General features: G+C 67.7%; 14 protein-coding genes. 4 read left to right on the forward strand and 10 right to left on the reverse strand.

Features of this window, described 5'->3' with window-relative positions; translation table 11 throughout:
- Positions 1 to 442 precede the first annotated feature (442 nt).
- The 4 genes from murU to AC5P9N_RS00570 form a co-directional block, all read right to left on the reverse strand.
- Positions 443 to 1,153 (reverse strand): N-acetylmuramate alpha-1-phosphate uridylyltransferase MurU, encoded by a 711-nt coding sequence (gene murU, locus AC5P9N_RS00555; RefSeq protein WP_005412511.1) that lies wholly within the window; start codon positions 1,151 to 1,153, stop codon positions 443 to 445.
- Complete coding sequence (locus AC5P9N_RS00560; protein WP_059033418.1) at positions 1,150 to 2,175, reverse strand: aminoglycoside phosphotransferase family protein; 1,026 nt, start codon at positions 2,173 to 2,175, stop codon at positions 1,150 to 1,152. Before AC5P9N_RS00560 ends, murU begins: the two co-directional genes overlap by 4 nt.
- Positions 2,176 to 2,239: 64 nt before the next feature.
- Positions 2,240 to 2,509, reverse strand: a complete 270-nt coding sequence (locus AC5P9N_RS00565; RefSeq protein ID WP_005408411.1) for a GlsB/YeaQ/YmgE family stress response membrane protein — start codon at positions 2,507 to 2,509, stop codon at positions 2,240 to 2,242.
- Between the two features lie 68 nt (positions 2,510 to 2,577).
- Positions 2,578 to 4,071 (reverse strand): M20 family metallopeptidase, encoded by a 1,494-nt coding sequence (locus AC5P9N_RS00570; protein ID WP_005408412.1) that lies wholly within the window; start codon positions 4,069 to 4,071, stop codon positions 2,578 to 2,580.
- A gap of 199 nt (positions 4,072 to 4,270) precedes the next feature.
- Here AC5P9N_RS00570 and AC5P9N_RS00575 point away from each other — a divergent pair, with 199 nt between their 5' ends.
- From AC5P9N_RS00575 to AC5P9N_RS00590, 4 genes are all read left to right on the forward strand, one after another.
- Positions 4,271 to 4,597 (forward strand): ComEA family DNA-binding protein, encoded by a 327-nt coding sequence (locus AC5P9N_RS00575; protein WP_239498878.1) that lies wholly within the window; start codon positions 4,271 to 4,273, stop codon positions 4,595 to 4,597.
- A gap of 352 nt (positions 4,598 to 4,949) precedes the next feature.
- Positions 4,950 to 6,035, forward strand: a complete 1,086-nt coding sequence (locus AC5P9N_RS00580) for a L,D-transpeptidase (protein WP_049459154.1) — start codon at positions 4,950 to 4,952, stop codon at positions 6,033 to 6,035.
- 17 nt (positions 6,036 to 6,052) lie between these two features.
- Positions 6,053 to 6,778 (forward strand): murein L,D-transpeptidase catalytic domain family protein, encoded by a 726-nt coding sequence (locus tag AC5P9N_RS00585; protein ID WP_099484946.1) that lies wholly within the window; start codon positions 6,053 to 6,055, stop codon positions 6,776 to 6,778.
- Positions 6,779 to 6,812: 34 nt separating this feature from the next.
- A complete protein-coding gene (locus AC5P9N_RS00590; RefSeq protein ID WP_043034193.1) occupies positions 6,813 to 7,421 on the forward strand; it encodes a HutD/Ves family protein in 609 nt (202 codons plus the stop codon).
- Between the two features lie 147 nt (positions 7,422 to 7,568).
- Here AC5P9N_RS00590 and AC5P9N_RS00595 read toward each other — a convergent pair whose 3' ends face one another.
- From AC5P9N_RS00595 to AC5P9N_RS00620, 6 genes are all read right to left on the reverse strand, one after another.
- Positions 7,569 to 9,173, reverse strand: coding sequence for a sulfite reductase subunit alpha (locus tag AC5P9N_RS00595; RefSeq protein ID WP_099484947.1), 1,605 nt, complete (start codon positions 9,171 to 9,173; stop codon positions 7,569 to 7,571).
- Positions 9,170 to 10,141, reverse strand: a complete 972-nt coding sequence (locus AC5P9N_RS00600; RefSeq protein WP_099485005.1) for an FAD:protein FMN transferase — start codon at positions 10,139 to 10,141, stop codon at positions 9,170 to 9,172. The genes AC5P9N_RS00595 and AC5P9N_RS00600 overlap by 4 nt, the downstream gene beginning before the upstream one ends.
- A 53-nt stretch (positions 10,142 to 10,194) precedes the next feature.
- A complete protein-coding gene (locus tag AC5P9N_RS00605; RefSeq protein WP_099484948.1) occupies positions 10,195 to 10,998 on the reverse strand; it encodes a DUF4198 domain-containing protein in 804 nt (267 codons plus the stop codon).
- A 75-nt stretch (positions 10,999 to 11,073) separates the two neighbouring features.
- Positions 11,074 to 11,592: a DUF2271 domain-containing protein gene (locus AC5P9N_RS00610; RefSeq protein WP_005408420.1), complete on the reverse strand. Its 519-nt coding sequence runs from the start codon at positions 11,590 to 11,592 to the stop codon at positions 11,074 to 11,076.
- 26 nt (positions 11,593 to 11,618) lie between these two features.
- Positions 11,619 to 12,257, reverse strand: a complete 639-nt coding sequence (locus tag AC5P9N_RS00615; protein WP_099484949.1) for a PepSY-associated TM helix domain-containing protein — start codon at positions 12,255 to 12,257, stop codon at positions 11,619 to 11,621.
- A 230-nt stretch (positions 12,258 to 12,487) separates the two neighbouring features.
- On the reverse strand, positions 12,488 to 14,908 hold the full coding sequence (locus AC5P9N_RS00620) for a TonB-dependent receptor domain-containing protein (protein ID WP_164212558.1): 2,421 nt from the start codon (positions 14,906 to 14,908) through the stop codon (positions 12,488 to 12,490).
- Positions 14,909 to 15,025 lie beyond the last annotated feature (117 nt).

Raw genomic sequence — 15,025 nt, forward strand, 5'->3', positions numbered from 1 at the left:
TCAACGTCAAAGGCTGGCTTCCTGAGGGGAGGCGGGGTGGCTCAGGTTGCGGGGGACGGCGCAAGTACGTCCATGTAGCCTCGATCGCGCCATCCATGGCGCTCACGCCCCCGCAACCTGAGCCACCCCGCCTTCGACAGGTTCCCGCGATCTGCCGGGACTGCGTACTGCACTGCTGACTGCTGACTGCTGTTGGTGGGTGTCGACCTTGGTCGTCACCAGAGCAAGCGCAGCGAAGCGACCCGCTTTTGCTTTTCTTTTTTCTTTTCCGTGGCTGGACGCCCACGGAAACTGTCAGAGGCCGGGCGGGGTGGGTTCGCGGGGGTGTCCGCGGCATGGATGCCGCGGCCAAGCCCCCAGGGACGGGTCCACGGCGTCCCCCGCGAACCCACACCGCCCGGCCAAGCACGGCTGTTGATTTGAGCGACCAGCCACGAGGGGCTCAGCCGTTCGCCGCCAACTCAGCATCCAGCGCACGCAGGCGATCCACGGTGCCGACATCGGTCCAGCGCCCGCGATGGTGCTGCCCGGTCATCAACCCCTGCGCCATGAAATGCTTCTGCAGCGGCACCACCGAGAACTTCGGCGGCAGCCGCTCGCTGCCCGGCGCCTCGCCGATCACCGTGCGCCAGTCGGCCACGATCGAAGGACGGTACACGCCGATGCCGGCATAGGTCAGGCACGGTCCTTCGCGATCGTGGTGCAGCACCCCCTGCGTATCGAGGCGGTAGTCACCGTCCGCGTGCTGAACCGGATTGTCGACCAGCACCAGGTGCGCCTGGCCCTGCGGCTCGCGCGGCAGCGTGGCGAAATCGAAATCGGTCCAGATGTCGCCGTTCACCACCAGGAACGGGGCATCGCCCAGCACCGGCAGGGCGTTGAGGATGCCACCGCCGGTCTCCAGCGGGGTCGCTCCTTCGTACAGGAAATGCAGGTGCAGGCCCCATTGGCTGCCATCGCCCAGCGTCGCCGGGAACTGTTCGGCCAGCCATGCGGTGTTGACCACCACCTCGCGCACGCCGAGTGCGGCCAGGCGTTCCAGGTGCCAGACGATCAACGGCTTGCCAGCCACTTCCAGCAGCGGCTTGGGCGTGTGCAGGGTCAGCGGGCGCATGCGCTCGCCGAGGCCGGCGGCAAAGACCAGCGCCTTCATCGGGCCACGCGCATCGGTGCACCCAGCTCGGCCAGCGCCGGCTTGATGCGCTCGTCCAGCAGCTGCTGCAGCGGTGCCAGTTCCCGATAGCGCGGCAGTACTTCATCCAGATAGGTGATGAAGCGCGGTGCGTCGTCGAGGTAATGGCCCTTGTTGTCGCGGTAACGCAGCCGGCAGAACAGGCCCAGGATCTTCACGTGGCGCTGGATGCCCATCCAGTCGGCATCGCGCAGGAAGGTGGCGCGGTCGGGCACCGGCAGGCCGGCGTCGCGGGCGCGCTCGTGATACTGCGCCAGCCACTCGTCCACGCGTTGCAGTGGCCAGCTCAGGAAGGCGTCCTTGAACAGGCTCACCGCATCGTAGGCGATCGGGCCGCGCACCAGGTCCTGGAAATCCAGCACTGCGGGGCCATTGTCGACCGGCATCAGGTTGCGCGGCATGTAGTCGCGATGGGTCATCAGCTGGGCCTGGCCCAGCGCGTTGTCCATCAGGCGGCGATGCACCAGCTGCAGGCCTTCGATCTCGCCGCAGTCCAGCTCCAGTTTCAGGTGGCGCTGCAGGAACCATTCGTCGAACAGGCCGGCATCGCGCTGCAGCAGTGCTTCGCCGAACTGGCCGAAGTCGGTCGGCACCGGGATCGCCTGCAGGCGCAGCAGCTGTTCGATCGAGCGGCCGAACCACTCATCGGCATTGCGCTCGTCGAGGATCCTGGCCAGGGTCGGGCCGCCGAGATCTTCCAGCAGCAGGAAGCCGGCATCCAGATCCTGCGCCAGCAGCATGGGCACGCGCAGGCCGTTGTCGTGCAGCAGGCCGCGCATGCGCAGCCACGGCCGCGGATCTTCCAGCCCCGGCGGGGCATCCATCACGATGTGGCTGCCGCGCGTGCTGGTGGTGCGCCAGTAGCTGCGCATGCCGGCATCGACCGAGGCGCGTTCGACCACCGCGTTGGCATCATCGAGCTGGGTACGGGCCCACTGCAGGCGCTGCGCGCTGCGCTGGGGATCGGATGCGGGTTCGGTCATGCAGGCATATCCGGGCGCGCCGGGCGCGCCAACGTCGGGAACAGGAAGGGAAGGAGGGACGGGGTCAGCGACGGCCGCTGAACAGGCGCAGCACGGCCAGCACGGCCACCGCACCCACTACCGCACCGAGGAAACCGGCCGGCTCACCGGGGGCGTACCAGCCCATGTACTGGCCGAACCAGCCGGCCACCAGGGCGCCAAGGATGCCCAGCACGATGGTCAGCAGGCAGCCCATGCGGTTGTTGCCGGGCATGAAGAAACGCCCGAGCAGGCCGACGAAGAAGCCGACCAGGATGATGTAGAGCCAGCTGCTGCTGCCGAACAGACCATTCATGCGAGCGATTTCCGCCAAGGGTGGACGCAGCCTAGCAAGGCCAGGCTGCGTCCGTCACGGGTGCCGGATCAGCAGCAGCCGTGGTCGCCGTGGCGGGTGCCGCTGTCGGCAGCCACCGGCGAACCGCTGGTCTCGCCGCGCAGGCTGGCCGCGTAGTGCTCGCTGATCACCTTGGACACGCAGGCGGTGACCTTCTTGCCCATCGGGATGTGCAGGAACTCGTTCGGGCCGTGCGCATTGGAGTGCGGCCCGAGCACGCCGGTGATCATGAACTGCGCGCCCGGGAACTTCTCGCCCAGCATGCCCATGAACGGGATCGAGCCGCCTTCGCCCATGTACATCGCCGGCTTGCCGAAGAAGGCCTGGCTGGCGTCGTCGATGGCCTGGGTCAGCCACGGCGCCATGGCCGGGGCGTTCCAGCCGGTGGAGGCCTTTTCCAGGTCCAGGGTGACCTGCGCGCCGTTCGGCGGGTCGCGCAGCAGCGCTTCCTTCAGCAGCTCGCCGCAGGTCTTGCCATCGGCCGTCGGCGGCAGGCGCAACGACAGCTTCACCGAGGTCTGCGGGCGCAGCACGTTGCCGGCCGATTCCAGCGGCGGCATGCCACCGACGCCGGTGACCGACAGCGCCGGGCGCCAGGTGCGGTTGAGCACCAGCTCGGTCAGGTCCTCGTTCATCGGGCGCAGGCCGTCGACCATCGGGAACTTCTCGAAGATCTCGGTATCCACCACTTCGGCGGCGCGCTTGGCCTGTTCCAGGCGTTCGGCCGGGATCTCGACGTTCATGCCGTCGATCAGGATGCGGCCGGTCTCCTGGTCCTCGATGCGCGAAAGGATCTGGCGCAGCAGACGGAAGCTGGACGGGATCACGCCGGAGGCATCGCCGGAATGCACGCCTTCGTTGAGCACCTTCACGGTGAAATTGCCGCCGGTCAGGCCGCGCAGCGAGGTGGTGCACCACAACTGGTCGTAGTTGGCGCAGCCCGAATCCAGGCAGACCACCAGCGACGGCTTACCGATGCGGTCGGCGAGGTGGTCGACGTAGGCTGGCAGGTCGTAGCTGCCCGACTCTTCACAGGCTTCGATCAGCACCACGCAGCGCGCGTGCGGCAGGCCCTGGGCCTGCAACGCCAGCACGGCGGCCAGCGAGCCGAAGATGGCGTAGCCGTCATCGGCGCCGCCGCGGCCATACAGCTTGTCGCCGCGCAGGACCGGGGTCCACGGGCCGAGGTCGTCGTCCCATCCGGTCATTTCCGGCTGCTTGTCCAGGTGGCCGTAGAGCAGGATGGTGTCGTCGCCGGTCTCGGCGCCGGTGGCCGGAATTTCCAGGAAGATCAGCGGGGTACGGCCTTCCAGGCGCACCACTTCAACCTTCAGGCCGGGCAGCTGCTGGGCCCTGGCCCAGTTCTCCATCAGGGTGACCGCCTGTTCCATGTAGCCGTTCTGCACCCAATTGGCGTCGAACATCGGCGACTTGTTGGGAATGCGGATGTAGTCGACCAACTGCGGGACGATCTCGCTGTCCCACTTGTCATTGACGAATTGGCCGAGCTTGGCGCTGTCCATCTGAAACTCCGGTTGCATGGGCTGATCCGGCCATTCTACGCCTGTGCCACGGGTAGGGTTTTTCCTACATCACGTCGGGTATTTGGCTGGCTTACGGAAATCCGGGAAACCGATAGGCTGTGTGCATGTGGTGACGGACACTGTTCCTACCGACGGGATTGCCGGTCGGGGCGGCCAGAATCACAAGGAGATACACGTTGTGCCTTGGTTTGTCGTGTTGAGGGCACTGGTGCTGGTCATGGGGATCGCTGGGGCGCATGCCGCCGAACCGATCGACATCAACCGCGCCGATGCCCAGGCGCTGCAGCAGGGATTGACGATGGTCGGAGCCGCCAAGGCCGAGGCGATCGTCGAGCACCGGCGCAGACACGGCCCGTTTCATCGCGTCGAGGACCTGACGCAGGTGAAGGGGATAGGGAAAGCAATCGTCAAACGGAATCGACAGCGGATCACCGTAGGCAACAGGTTGTTGCCGGCGGATCCGGTACCCGGATCGGTACCGGTGCGGACCGTACCGAGGCGCTGACAGCAGGAATCGTCGGAACCGGCAGGAAGCTGGTTCAGCGGTCACGGACAGGACGGCCGTGACCACCGACCGCCGCAGGACGCGGCACCAATCACCAGGATGGTGGCATCACAGACCTGTGGAAGGGGCTGAGATACAAGCAGGACAGACGCGGCCGCGTGCAGGATGCAACGCTACCCCCACAGCGCAGGATGCGAGGGGGCGGCAGCAGGCCGACAAGGACGTAACGATTGCCCGGTACGACACATGGCTGTGTCGCCGGGCAGTTTCATTTCCGGCGCCTGGTTTTGCCGCGGCCACCACGGGCCGATGGTGTACGGTGGCCGCACCGCATGGAAAGGACCCCCGCTGGATGCTCCCGCTCCGCCCCACCACCCTGATGCTCGCCCTTGCACTGGCCCTGCCGCTGCTGGCCCATGCCGCTGCGCCGACAGCGGCTGCCAAGCCCACGGCTGCCGCAGCCAGCAGCGCTGAAGTGCGCGGGCCGACCGACCTCAAGCCGGGCGAATACCTCTGGCATCCGGAAATCTCGCCGACCGGCCCGATCGTGCTGGTGGTCAGCCTCGATGAGCAGCGCGCCTACGTCTACCGCAACGGCATTGCCATCGGCCTGACCACGATCAGCTCGGGCAAGGCCGGACACGAGACGCCAACCGGCGTGTTCACCATCCTGCAGAAGGACAAGGACCACAGGTCCAACCTCTACAACAGCGCGCCGATGCCGTACATGCAGCGGCTGACCTGGGACGGCATCGCCCTGCATGGCGGCAGCCTGCCCGGGCATCCCGCCTCGCACGGCTGCGTGCGCCTGCCGCAGGCCTTCGCGCAGAAGCTGTTCAGCGAAACCCAGCGCGGCGATACCGTGGTCGTGGCCGATGCCAAGAGCTCACCGATGACCCTGGCCTATCCGTCGGTGCTGGCGCCGGTGAACGCGCGCGGTCAGGCGCTGCCGGAGGCCGAGGGCGGAGCCCCGGCACAGGCCTGGTGGGACGACAGCGCGGCGCCGGCCGGGCAGGTCGGCATCCTGGTCAGCCTGCACGACCAGCGCCTGTACGTGCTGCGCGATGGCGTGATGATCGGCGAGTCGCCGCTGAAGGCTGACGCCCTGCCGGCGTTCCAGGGCACCACGCTGTTCGTGATGGGGCAGGGTTACAGCGACACCCCCAGCCCGCTGGACGTGAACCAGCGCCTGCACCAGTGGACGGCCTACCCGTTGCTGGGCCAGGACCGTGCCCAGGCCACGCCGGACCTGCTGGCCACGCCCTCGCTGCCGATGGCGCTGCCGCCCGATTTCGCCCGCCAGCTGTACCAGGTGCTGGTGCCGGGCACGACCCTGCTGGTGACCTCGCTGCCGGCGGTCCGCCCAAGCCCGGCTGAATCCGGAATGCAGCCGGTCTTGGAATCCGAGCCGCCAGGGTCCACCCTCAAGGGCAACTGAGTCCCCTCGTTGTGCCCATGACTGCATCCCGCCTGTGCCGGCTGGCCGCGTTCGGCCTGCTGGCGACCTCGGCCAGCGCCCCGGCGCTGGCACAGACGCCCGACCTTGCCACCAGCGCCGATGATCTGGCTGCCCTGCTGTCGCGCAGTGCGCCCAAGGCCGACCGCCACGTGTTGCAGCTGGCGGCGCATGCCATGCGCTGTGCGCTGCAGCGGCCGGAACTGGGCATCAATGGTGATCGCCTCAGCGTGATCGACTATTCGCGCCCGTCCACCGAGCCGCGCCTGTGGGTGTTCGACCTGGCCCACCAGCGCCTGCTGTTCGAGGAGTGGGTGGCGCATGGCCGCAACAGTGGCGAGAACCGCACCGAGCACTTCTCCAACCGCGATGGCAGCTTCATGTCCAGCCTCGGCGCGTTCACTGCGCAGGAGACCTACATGGGCGGCAATGGGTATTCGCTGCGCCTGGCGGGGTTGGAACCGGGCTTCAACGACAAGGCGCGGGAACGGGCCATCGTCATCCACGGCGCGCCGTACGTGAATCCGGCCACCGCACAGCTGCAGGGGCGGCTGGGCCGCAGCCTGGGTTGCCCGGCGGTGCGCCTGTCGGTGGCCAGGCCGCTGATCGATGCGTTGCGTGGCGGCACGATGGTGTTTGCTTACTACCCCGACCAGGATTGGCTGAAGCACTCGCAGCTGCTGGCCGGCGGGTGCGGTGGCCAGGGCACGCTCGCCACGCGGTGATGCACGACGGCGCGCGGCATGATGCAATGCGCCGATGAACATCGACTCCCTGCTGCACACTCCGAGCCAGGTGATCTCCAGCCTGGACTACCGCCGCGAACGTTGGCGCAACGGCCTGGGCTGGACCCGCGAGATCCTGCGCCTGCCCGCGCAGGGGGATGACTGGGCGCTGCGCCTGTCGGTGGCCGAAATCGAACAGGATGCCGCGTTCTCTGCCTTCCCCGGCGTGGAGCGTGAACTGGTGTTGCTGCAGGGCAATGGCGTGCGTCTGCGCTTCGACGATGGACGCGTGGCGGAAGTGCTGCCGCCACACGGACGAGTGCGGTTTGCTGGTGAGGAGACACTGCACGGGGAACTGATCGATGGCACCACCCACGACTTCAACCTGATGTGGAAGCGCGAGCTGCTGCAGGCCGAACTGCTGCACCGGCCGCTGGTGGGCGCGATGTTCTTCTTCTGCGAACCGGGCGTGGCCTGGGCGCTGCATCTGCTGGCCGGTCAGGCGGAGTTTGGTGCCGACAGCGGCCTGCCGGCGCTGCAGGCGGGCGATACCGCATGGTTGGCGGCCGGCGAACGTCAGCGGCACGCGTTGCAGGGTGGTGGCGAGTTGCTGGCGATACGGGTCAGTGCAGCAGCGGGATGATTGCTGGGCGCCGGTGGGCTCCATCCACGCATGGCGTGGATCTACAGCTGTGAGGTTGTCACCATGCCTGGGCACGCCGTCATGGTGCGGCTGTGGTTGGGGTCAGAGCCCTTTCCTGCGGAAAGGGATCCGACCCCGATGGTTCGTTCAATACACATCGCGCCGGTAACGACCGGCCAGCAACAGCGCTTCCTTGCCCGCAGTACCCAACACCTGCTCGATCACCGCATCCACCGCCGGGGCCATGCCCTGCAGGCTGCCGCAGACCAGGATCGTCGTGCCTTCATCCACCCACTGCCGCAGCGTTGCCGCTTCGGCCAGCAGCCGGTCCTGCACATAGCGATGCGCGCCGCCATCTCGGCTGAACACCGCATCCAGCCGCGCCAGCGTGCCGTCGGCCAGCATCGCCTGCAGTTCTTCACCGAAGTGGAAGTCGTGCGCGGCGGTACGCTCACCGAACAGCAGCCAGGTGCGGCGCGCGCCACTCCGGGCACGTTCGTGCAGGTGCGCGCGCAGGCCGGCGATGCCGGTGCCGTTGCCGATCAGCAGCAGCGGCACATCGGTGGGCACGCCATGGAAATTGTCGTTGCGGCGCAGACGCAGCTGCACCGGTTCGTCGATGGCCGCGTGGTCGCACAGCCAGCCACTGCCGATGCCCGGTGTTCCATCGGCGCGCAGTTGGCGGCGCAGCAGCAGCTCCACCGCACCGTCGGCCATCACCGAGGCGATCGAGTACTCGCGATGCGGCAGCGGCTGCAGGGTCGCCAGCAATGCAGGCAGATCACCCGGGGGAACCAATGAGGGCAGGTGCGAGCGCGCGACGCGTGCCAGCAACGTCTGTCCGTCATCCAGCACGATGTCCGCGTCAAAGCGTTGTGTGTCCAGCCAGGCACGCACGGTGTGCGATGCGTGCTGTGGGCCGATCTCGGCGATGTCACCGGCCTGCCATTGCGCATCTGCATCGGCTGGGGGCTGCAGGCGCAACCAATACACGGGGCCGCCGGGGCTACCGGGGTTCAGATGCTCGCGCTGCAGCAGCGTCCACGGCTGGTACTCGGCCGGACTCCAGTCGGGCAGTTCGCTGGCGTTACCGCCGAGTTGTCCCAGCAACTGCTGCCAATGGCGCAGCGCCGCCGGATCGGCGTTGTCGACTTCGATTGCATCGAACAGTGGATGCGCGCCGTGCTGGCGCAGCCATTGGTCGAGCTGGTGACCGAATCCGCAGAAGTGGCCATAGCTGCGGTCGCCCAGTGCGAGCACGCCGTAGTGCAGATGCTGCAGCGAGGGCGGCGTGGCCATCACCCCGCGCAGGAACGGCAGGGCGTGGTCGGGCGGATCACCTTCGCCGGTGGTGCTGGCGATGAACAGCGCCCGCTGGCTGCCGGCCAGCAACACGGCGTCGACTTCATGCAGTCCGCGCACGCGCGCTGGCACGCCGGCACCGCGCAGGGCCTCGGCGCTGCGTTCGGCCAGTTCGCGGGCGAAGCCGGTCTGGCTGGACCAGGCCAGCAGGATGGGCGCGGAGTCTCCGCTTGCGGCATCGTCGCGCGGGCGCCCACGCCACCACAGCGCAACGCAGGCCAGCGCATACAGCGCCGTGGCGAGTACCGCGATCTGAGACTGCCGCGCCGGTGGCGCGCCATGCCACCAGGCTTCACCGAGGTGCAGGCGCAGCAGCGCCCAGCCGATCAGCGCCAGCAGAAGCAGGACCAGCGCGTTGCCGAGCCACGCGCGCGACGGCCGGGTATTCATGGGCTCTGCTCGTCGAGCAGGCGCTGGAAGGCGCTGCTGAGGAATTCCTGCGGGCCGTCCGCTGCGCGTTGCAGGTAGCGCGCAGCCAGCCCTTCGCGTTCGGCCAGCGCCATGCCCTGTTCGCGGCCCAGCACGGTCAGTGCGGTGGCCCAGGCATCGGCGTGCATGGCGTCGTCGGCCACCACGGTGACTGCCGCGGCAACCTGGCGCACCGGTCTGCCCGAACGCGGGTCCAGGCTGTGACTGTAGGCCTCGCCATCGACCTGGTACTGGTGCCAGCGATCGCCGGAGGTGGCCACCGCCTTGCCCTCCAGCGCCAGCACCCGCGGCGGGGTATTGGTGTGCGCATCTTCTTCCGGCGCGGACTCCACCAGCACGCGCCACGGCTGGCCGTCCGGTTTGCGGCCGTAGCCGGCCAGTTCGCCGCCGACTTCGACCAGCGCGGCAGTGATGCCCTGTGTGCGCAGCCACGCAGCGACATGGTCGACGCCAAAGCCCTTGGCGATCGCGGAGAGATCCAGTTCCAGCCCACCCGGTTGCAGCAGCGCATCGTCCTGCCACTGCAGGCGCTGCCAACCGCAGCGATCGCGCGTGGCCTGCAGGGTAGCGTCGTCGGGCTGGCGGCGTTCACCGGCATGTGCACCGAAGCCCCACAGGGCAACCAGCGGACCGACGGTGGGATCGAAGGCGCCGCCACTGGTGGACGCGATCGCCTGTGCGCAGGCCACAACGTGGCGGGTCTCGGCCGGCAGCACGCACCATTGGCCCGCGTCGGCGCGGTTGTAGCGGCTCAGGTCCGAACCGGGCTCCCAGGTACTCATCTGCGCGACCACTTCGTCCAGCCGCGCCTGGATGCCGGCGTGCAGCGGGTGCAGGTCGCGCTGGCGCGGCGCGACCAGCGACACGCTCCAGGTGGTGCCCATGGTGGTGCCGCCGAGGCGGGCGATGTCGAGCAGGGAATCGGTCATGGTGATGCGTTGCGGGTGCGATGCCGGGCTGCCCGGCATCGCGGTCCACGTCATTACTGCGGCAGCACTTCCAGCGTGGCGACGTAGCTCAGGCGGCGCTTGGCGGCCTGCTTCACCGACGTCTTGTTGTCCTCGGTGCCGGTTTCCAGCCAGTACATGCCGGCTTCCGGCCAGGTCACCTTGATCTCGCCCTTGGCATCGCTGGTGACCTTCAGCTCGTCCTGTGCGTTGCGGTAGCGGGTGGCACCACGCACGATCTCGAATTCCAGGCCGGCGGCCGGCTTGCCATCGACGAGCACGCGGAAGGTGGCCTCCTCGCCGGCGAACAGATCGTTCGGGTGGCCGACGGCGACCAGCTCGATGCCACGGTTGGTCGGCTTCAGCGCAGTATGGTTCGGCGCGCCGTTGGTGACGAAGGTCTCCACGCGGCCGACCGACTGGCTCACTTCCAGCTTCTTCGCGTCCTTCGGCAGTTCGCCGAAGGTGGCAACGCTGCCGCGCCAGCGCTTGCGCTCGCCGTTCTGCTCGTAAGTGGCGAACAGGCCGTCATTGACCGACGCGATGCGGTAGGTGCCCGGCTGCTTCAGTTCGATGTCGAACACGCTGCGGTACTTGCCGGTCGACGCGTTCTGCGGCTGCACGGTGCTGCCGTCCGGTGCGGTGATCACCAGCGATTCCAGGCGCAGCGGCACGTGGTTGAAGTAGAACAGATCGTTGGAGACCGCACCGTCGACGGTGATCCACGGCGCGTTGCCGGCGATCACGGTCTGCGAGGGCAGCAGCCAGGCCTTGTGGGCCAGGGCGGAGAAGGGAAGGGCAGCGGCCAGGGCGGCGGCGAGGACGAGCGTGCGCTTCATGCGGAAGACTCCAGTGGATGCGGGGTAATGCGACAAGGGCGAGGGGATTACGACTTAATCCCCTCCGTCCCCTTTTCAGGGTTTGACGGCGAGGGTGACCTGGCCCAGTTCGGTGGCGCCCTGCGCCTTGCCGTTCTGCGCGGCGGTGGCCGGCCAGGTGAAGGGGATCTTCAGCAGTTCGCGGCCGCCGACTTCGCGCACCGCTTCCACTACCAGGGTGTAGTTGCCCGGGGCCAGCTGCTTCAGTGCCGGCTGCCTGTCATTGAACGACAGTGCGTGCTTGCCGGCCGGGCGGGTCGGACCGGTCACGCCGTCCACCGGCACCTGCAGGGTGCGGCCGCTCTTGCGCCACCACTGGCGCAGGTCGGGCAGCCACTTGGTGCCGTGGCCTTCGCTGTTGCTGGTCTGCTGGTACCAGACCGAGAGGTTGGCCGCGACCTTCTGGTCGGCGCCTTCCAGCCACACGGCCACATACGGGCGGTGGTATTCGGCCACGTTGAGCTTGGGCACTTCGACGTTGATGTCGAGGGTGGTGGCATAGGCCGGCGAGGTGGCCAGCAGGCCGCTGAGGGCGATGGTCAGGGTGACGCGCATGGGGCGGCTCCGGAAACGGGGAAAAGTCAGTGGATCAGCAACAGGGCGATCAGCAGCGGGATCATCAGGCCGAGGCCGACCAGCGGCCAGGTCATGCGCCGCTGCCGCGCATGCAGGTGCAGCAGGAACAGGCCGGTGATGCAGAACACCAGGCAGGCCACGGCGAACAGGTCCAGGAACCAGCCCCACGCCGGGCCCGCGTTGCGGCCCTTGTGCAGGTCGTTGAGGTAGGACACCGCGCCGCGCGAGGTCGATTCGTATTCCACCGCGCCGGTCTCGCGATCGATGCTCAGCCAGGCGTCGCCGCCGGGGCGGGGCAGCGACAGGTAGATCTCTTCGGGCGACCACTCGGCCGGTCGCCCGCCGATGGCGATGCCAAGCTGCGTGTCCAGCCACTGCCGGGCAGGGCACGGAATCGGTGCGTTGCCGTCTTCGCGCGTGCCGAGCTGTCCAAGCAGCGCGGCCGGCAGTTCCAGATGCTGGTTCTGCACCTCGGGCTTGGCCTCGATCTTCGCGGCATGGTTGAGGGTCAGGCCGGTCACCGCGAACAGCAGCATGCCGATCAGGCACACCGCCGAGCTGATCCAGTGCCACTGGTGCAGCGTCCGCAGCCAGAAGCCACGGTTCTGTTGCTGCTGCACGGTGGAAGAGGCAGGACGGCTCACGGCACGGTTCGAGGCGGACGAGGACTGCCCATTACATCATTGATGAGAATAGCTCGCAATTGCGTATCGTTCTGTATCCCGGGAGCAGGCATTGCGGGTTGCCGGCCAGCGGCCGGCACTACCGATCGGTAGATCCAGGCCATGCGTGGATGAAGCGGTGCCGACCAAGGTCGGCACCCACCAGGGCAGGGCAATGCCGGCCAGTGGCCGGCACTGCCGGTGCGCGGCGATCAGAACTTCGCGTTCAACGAAATCCAGTAGCTGCGGCGCTGGTCCTTGGTCGCGTAGTCATCCACGCAGCTGAACTCGCTGGGATTGAGCAGCAGGCACGACTGTGAAACGAAGTCCTTGTCGAACAGGTTGTTCACCCGTGCGTTGACCGTCAGCCACGGCGTGGCCTTCCAGCTGCCCCCCAGGTGGAAGATCGTGTAGTCCTCGTAATAGCGCACGTGGCGGGTGCCGGCACTGTCGATGAGGGTGTCGCGATAGCGGTCGTAGCGGCCTTCGCCGATCAGCGACAGGCTGATCGCTTCGTTGATCTGCCAGTTGAGGCTGGCGTTGGCCATGTGCTTTGCCGGCGTGGTACCTGAGATCGGGCGTCCCTTGTCGGGGCCGCTGGTCTGCTCGCTCCTGGTCCAGGTGTAGTTGCCGCGCAGCTGCAGGTTGTCGAGCAGGTCGACATGACCGGCCAGTTCTGCACCGCGGGTCTCGGCCTTGTCGATGTTCACGCTCTGGGTGAAGGTGCTGTAGCCCAGTGCTGCCCAGCCTGGGCCGATGTCCACGCAGTAGCCGCTGCCGGCGCGGGCCACTTCGCAGTTCGGGAACGTGCCGCCGCTGGCGATCTTGTCTTCGAACGTGTTGAAGAAGCCGGTGACGTTGAAGCCCCAGCGCTGGCCTTCGTAGTAGGCGGCCAGCTCGTAGTTGGTGCTGGTTTCAGGCTTGAAGTTCGGGGAACCGACCAGAGGCAGCACGCCCTGGCCACCAAAGCCGGTGATGCCCGGGAACAACTGGTCCGGTCGCGGGGTCTTGTAGCCGGTGCTGACGCCACCCTTGAAGGTCCACGCATCGCTGGCGTTCCACACCAGGTAGCCACGCGGACTGACGTGGCTGCCGAACACGTTGTGGTCGTCGTAGCGCAGGCCGAAGGTAGCGGTGAGGGTATCGTTCAGCGCCCAGTTGTCCTCGGCGAACAGCGCCCACATGCGGTGCTTCTGCCTGGTGTTGCTGCGATAACCGGCGCCATCCATGCCGAACACGCCGTCGATCATGTCGGTGTCGTTGTACTGGCCGCCGACGGTCAGCTTGTGCGCGCCGAAGTCGAGGTCGAGCATCGTGTCGAGCACGTAGCCTTCCAGTTCCATGGTGCGCAGCGGACGCGGCAGGAACGCCTGCAGGCGCGCCATCTCGCTCGGGTTGAGCGCGGCCAGGGCATTGCCACGGCCGGCCGCACAGTTGTTGGCGGCGCCGGTGCGGCGGCAGACGTCATTCCACAGCGTCTGCAGGTTGGCGCGCTCGTCCAGGGTCAGTGGCAGCGAACGACCCAGGTTGCTGCTCTTGCTGTGGGTCAGTGAGGTCTGCCAGGTGCCGAAGCTGTAGCGGCCCTGGTGGGTCAGCGACAGCTGATCGCGCTCGTAGCGCTGGTAGGCGGTGTAGCCGACGCGCGGCTGCACCACGCGGCGGGTGACGGTGCCGCTGCCGTTCGGGTTGGGGATGACCGCATTGCCGACGCGCCACAGGCTGGCCAGGCTGTCCAGCGTGCCGGTCTGGCCTTCGCTGTTGTCGTACTTCTGCCGCGATACGTCGTAGTCCAGCCACAGTTCGTGGTCATCGTTGACCCGGAAGTCCAGGCGCACGCCGGTATTCCAGTTGGTGTTGGCCACCGACTTGCCACCGCCGCCGAAGCCGATGCTGCGCTCCCACAGGCTGCCGTCGGGCAGGGTCAGTGCGTCCCACTCCGGATTGGAGGCCTTGGCGTCGTAGTAGCTGCCGCGCACCGCCAGGCTGAGGCGGTCCTTCAGCAGCGGGCCGCTGAGGTACAGGTCGGTGGTGCGCGCATCACCGAACTGGTCATCCTGCTGCACGGTGAAGCCCTGGGTCACGGCGCCGTGCCAGCTGTCCTGGTTGCGTCGGGTGATGATGTTGATGACGCCACCCATCGCGTCTGAGCCATACAGCGTGGACATCGGGCCGCGCACGACCTCGATGCGCTCGATCGCGTCCAGCGGCGGCAGGTAGGCGAACTGGCCGCCACCGAAATTGTTCGGGTACAGCTGGCCGACATTGCTCTGGCGGCGGCCGTCGATCAGCACCAGGGTGTACTCGGACGGCAGGCCGCGCATGGAGATGGTGGCGCGGCCGTTCTTGTCGGTGGCCTCCAGGCCGACATCGATGCCTTCGACGTCGCGCAGCGCATCGACCAGGTTGGTGTAGGGGCGCTTGCTGAGTTCTTCGCGGCTGACCACGCTGATGCTGGCCGGTGCATCGATCACCTTCTGCTCGAAGCCGGAGGCGGTGACCACCACCTTGTCCAGCGTCTGTGGCGCGCCGGTAGCGTCACCGTGGGCGAAGGCAGGGGCGGTCATGGCTGCCAGCACGGCGCTGGTCAGCAGGGTACGGGACAGGGACGAACGGACACGATGGCGCTGGGCCATGGCAGTAACCTCGAAGGTTGCAGGGTGGTGCGATGCCAGGCGCGAACGGCGCGGCATGCACGGGGAGGCCCGGTCAGGGGCGGCAGGGATGCAGCAGGCAGCGGCGCGCGGGCGCGA

Source organism: Stenotrophomonas sp. YJH_SMC_6, assembly GCF_059371335.1.

Bases quoted from the DNA above. Each gene is read 5' to 3' on its own strand.
- AC5P9N_RS00590 (WP_043034193.1), top strand. From the start codon at position 6,813: ATGAACATCGACTCCCTGCTGCACACTCCGAGCCAGGTGATCTCCAGC.
- murU (WP_005412511.1), bottom strand. From the start codon at position 1,153: ATGAAGGCGCTGGTCTTTGCCGCCGGCCTCGGCGAGCGCATGCGCCCG.
- AC5P9N_RS00600 (WP_099485005.1), bottom strand. From the start codon at position 10,141: ATGACCGATTCCCTGCTCGACATCGCCCGCCTCGGCGGCACCACCATG.
- AC5P9N_RS00580 (WP_049459154.1), top strand. From the start codon at position 4,950: ATGCTCCCGCTCCGCCCCACCACCCTGATGCTCGCCCTTGCACTGGCC.
- AC5P9N_RS00560 (WP_059033418.1), bottom strand. From the start codon at position 2,175: ATGACCGAACCCGCATCCGATCCCCAGCGCAGCGCGCAGCGCCTGCAG.
- AC5P9N_RS00620 (WP_164212558.1), bottom strand. From the start codon at position 14,908: ATGGCCCAGCGCCATCGTGTCCGTTCGTCCCTGTCCCGTACCCTGCTG.
- AC5P9N_RS00570 (WP_005408412.1), bottom strand. From the start codon at position 4,071: ATGGACAGCGCCAAGCTCGGCCAATTCGTCAATGACAAGTGGGACAGC.
- AC5P9N_RS00585 (WP_099484946.1), top strand. From the start codon at position 6,053: ATGACTGCATCCCGCCTGTGCCGGCTGGCCGCGTTCGGCCTGCTGGCG.
- AC5P9N_RS00595 (WP_099484947.1), bottom strand. From the start codon at position 9,173: ATGAATACCCGGCCGTCGCGCGCGTGGCTCGGCAACGCGCTGGTCCTG.
- AC5P9N_RS00565 (WP_005408411.1), bottom strand. From the start codon at position 2,509: ATGAATGGTCTGTTCGGCAGCAGCAGCTGGCTCTACATCATCCTGGTC.
- AC5P9N_RS00605 (WP_099484948.1), bottom strand. From the start codon at position 10,998: ATGAAGCGCACGCTCGTCCTCGCCGCCGCCCTGGCCGCTGCCCTTCCC.
- AC5P9N_RS00610 (WP_005408420.1), bottom strand. From the start codon at position 11,592: ATGCGCGTCACCCTGACCATCGCCCTCAGCGGCCTGCTGGCCACCTCG.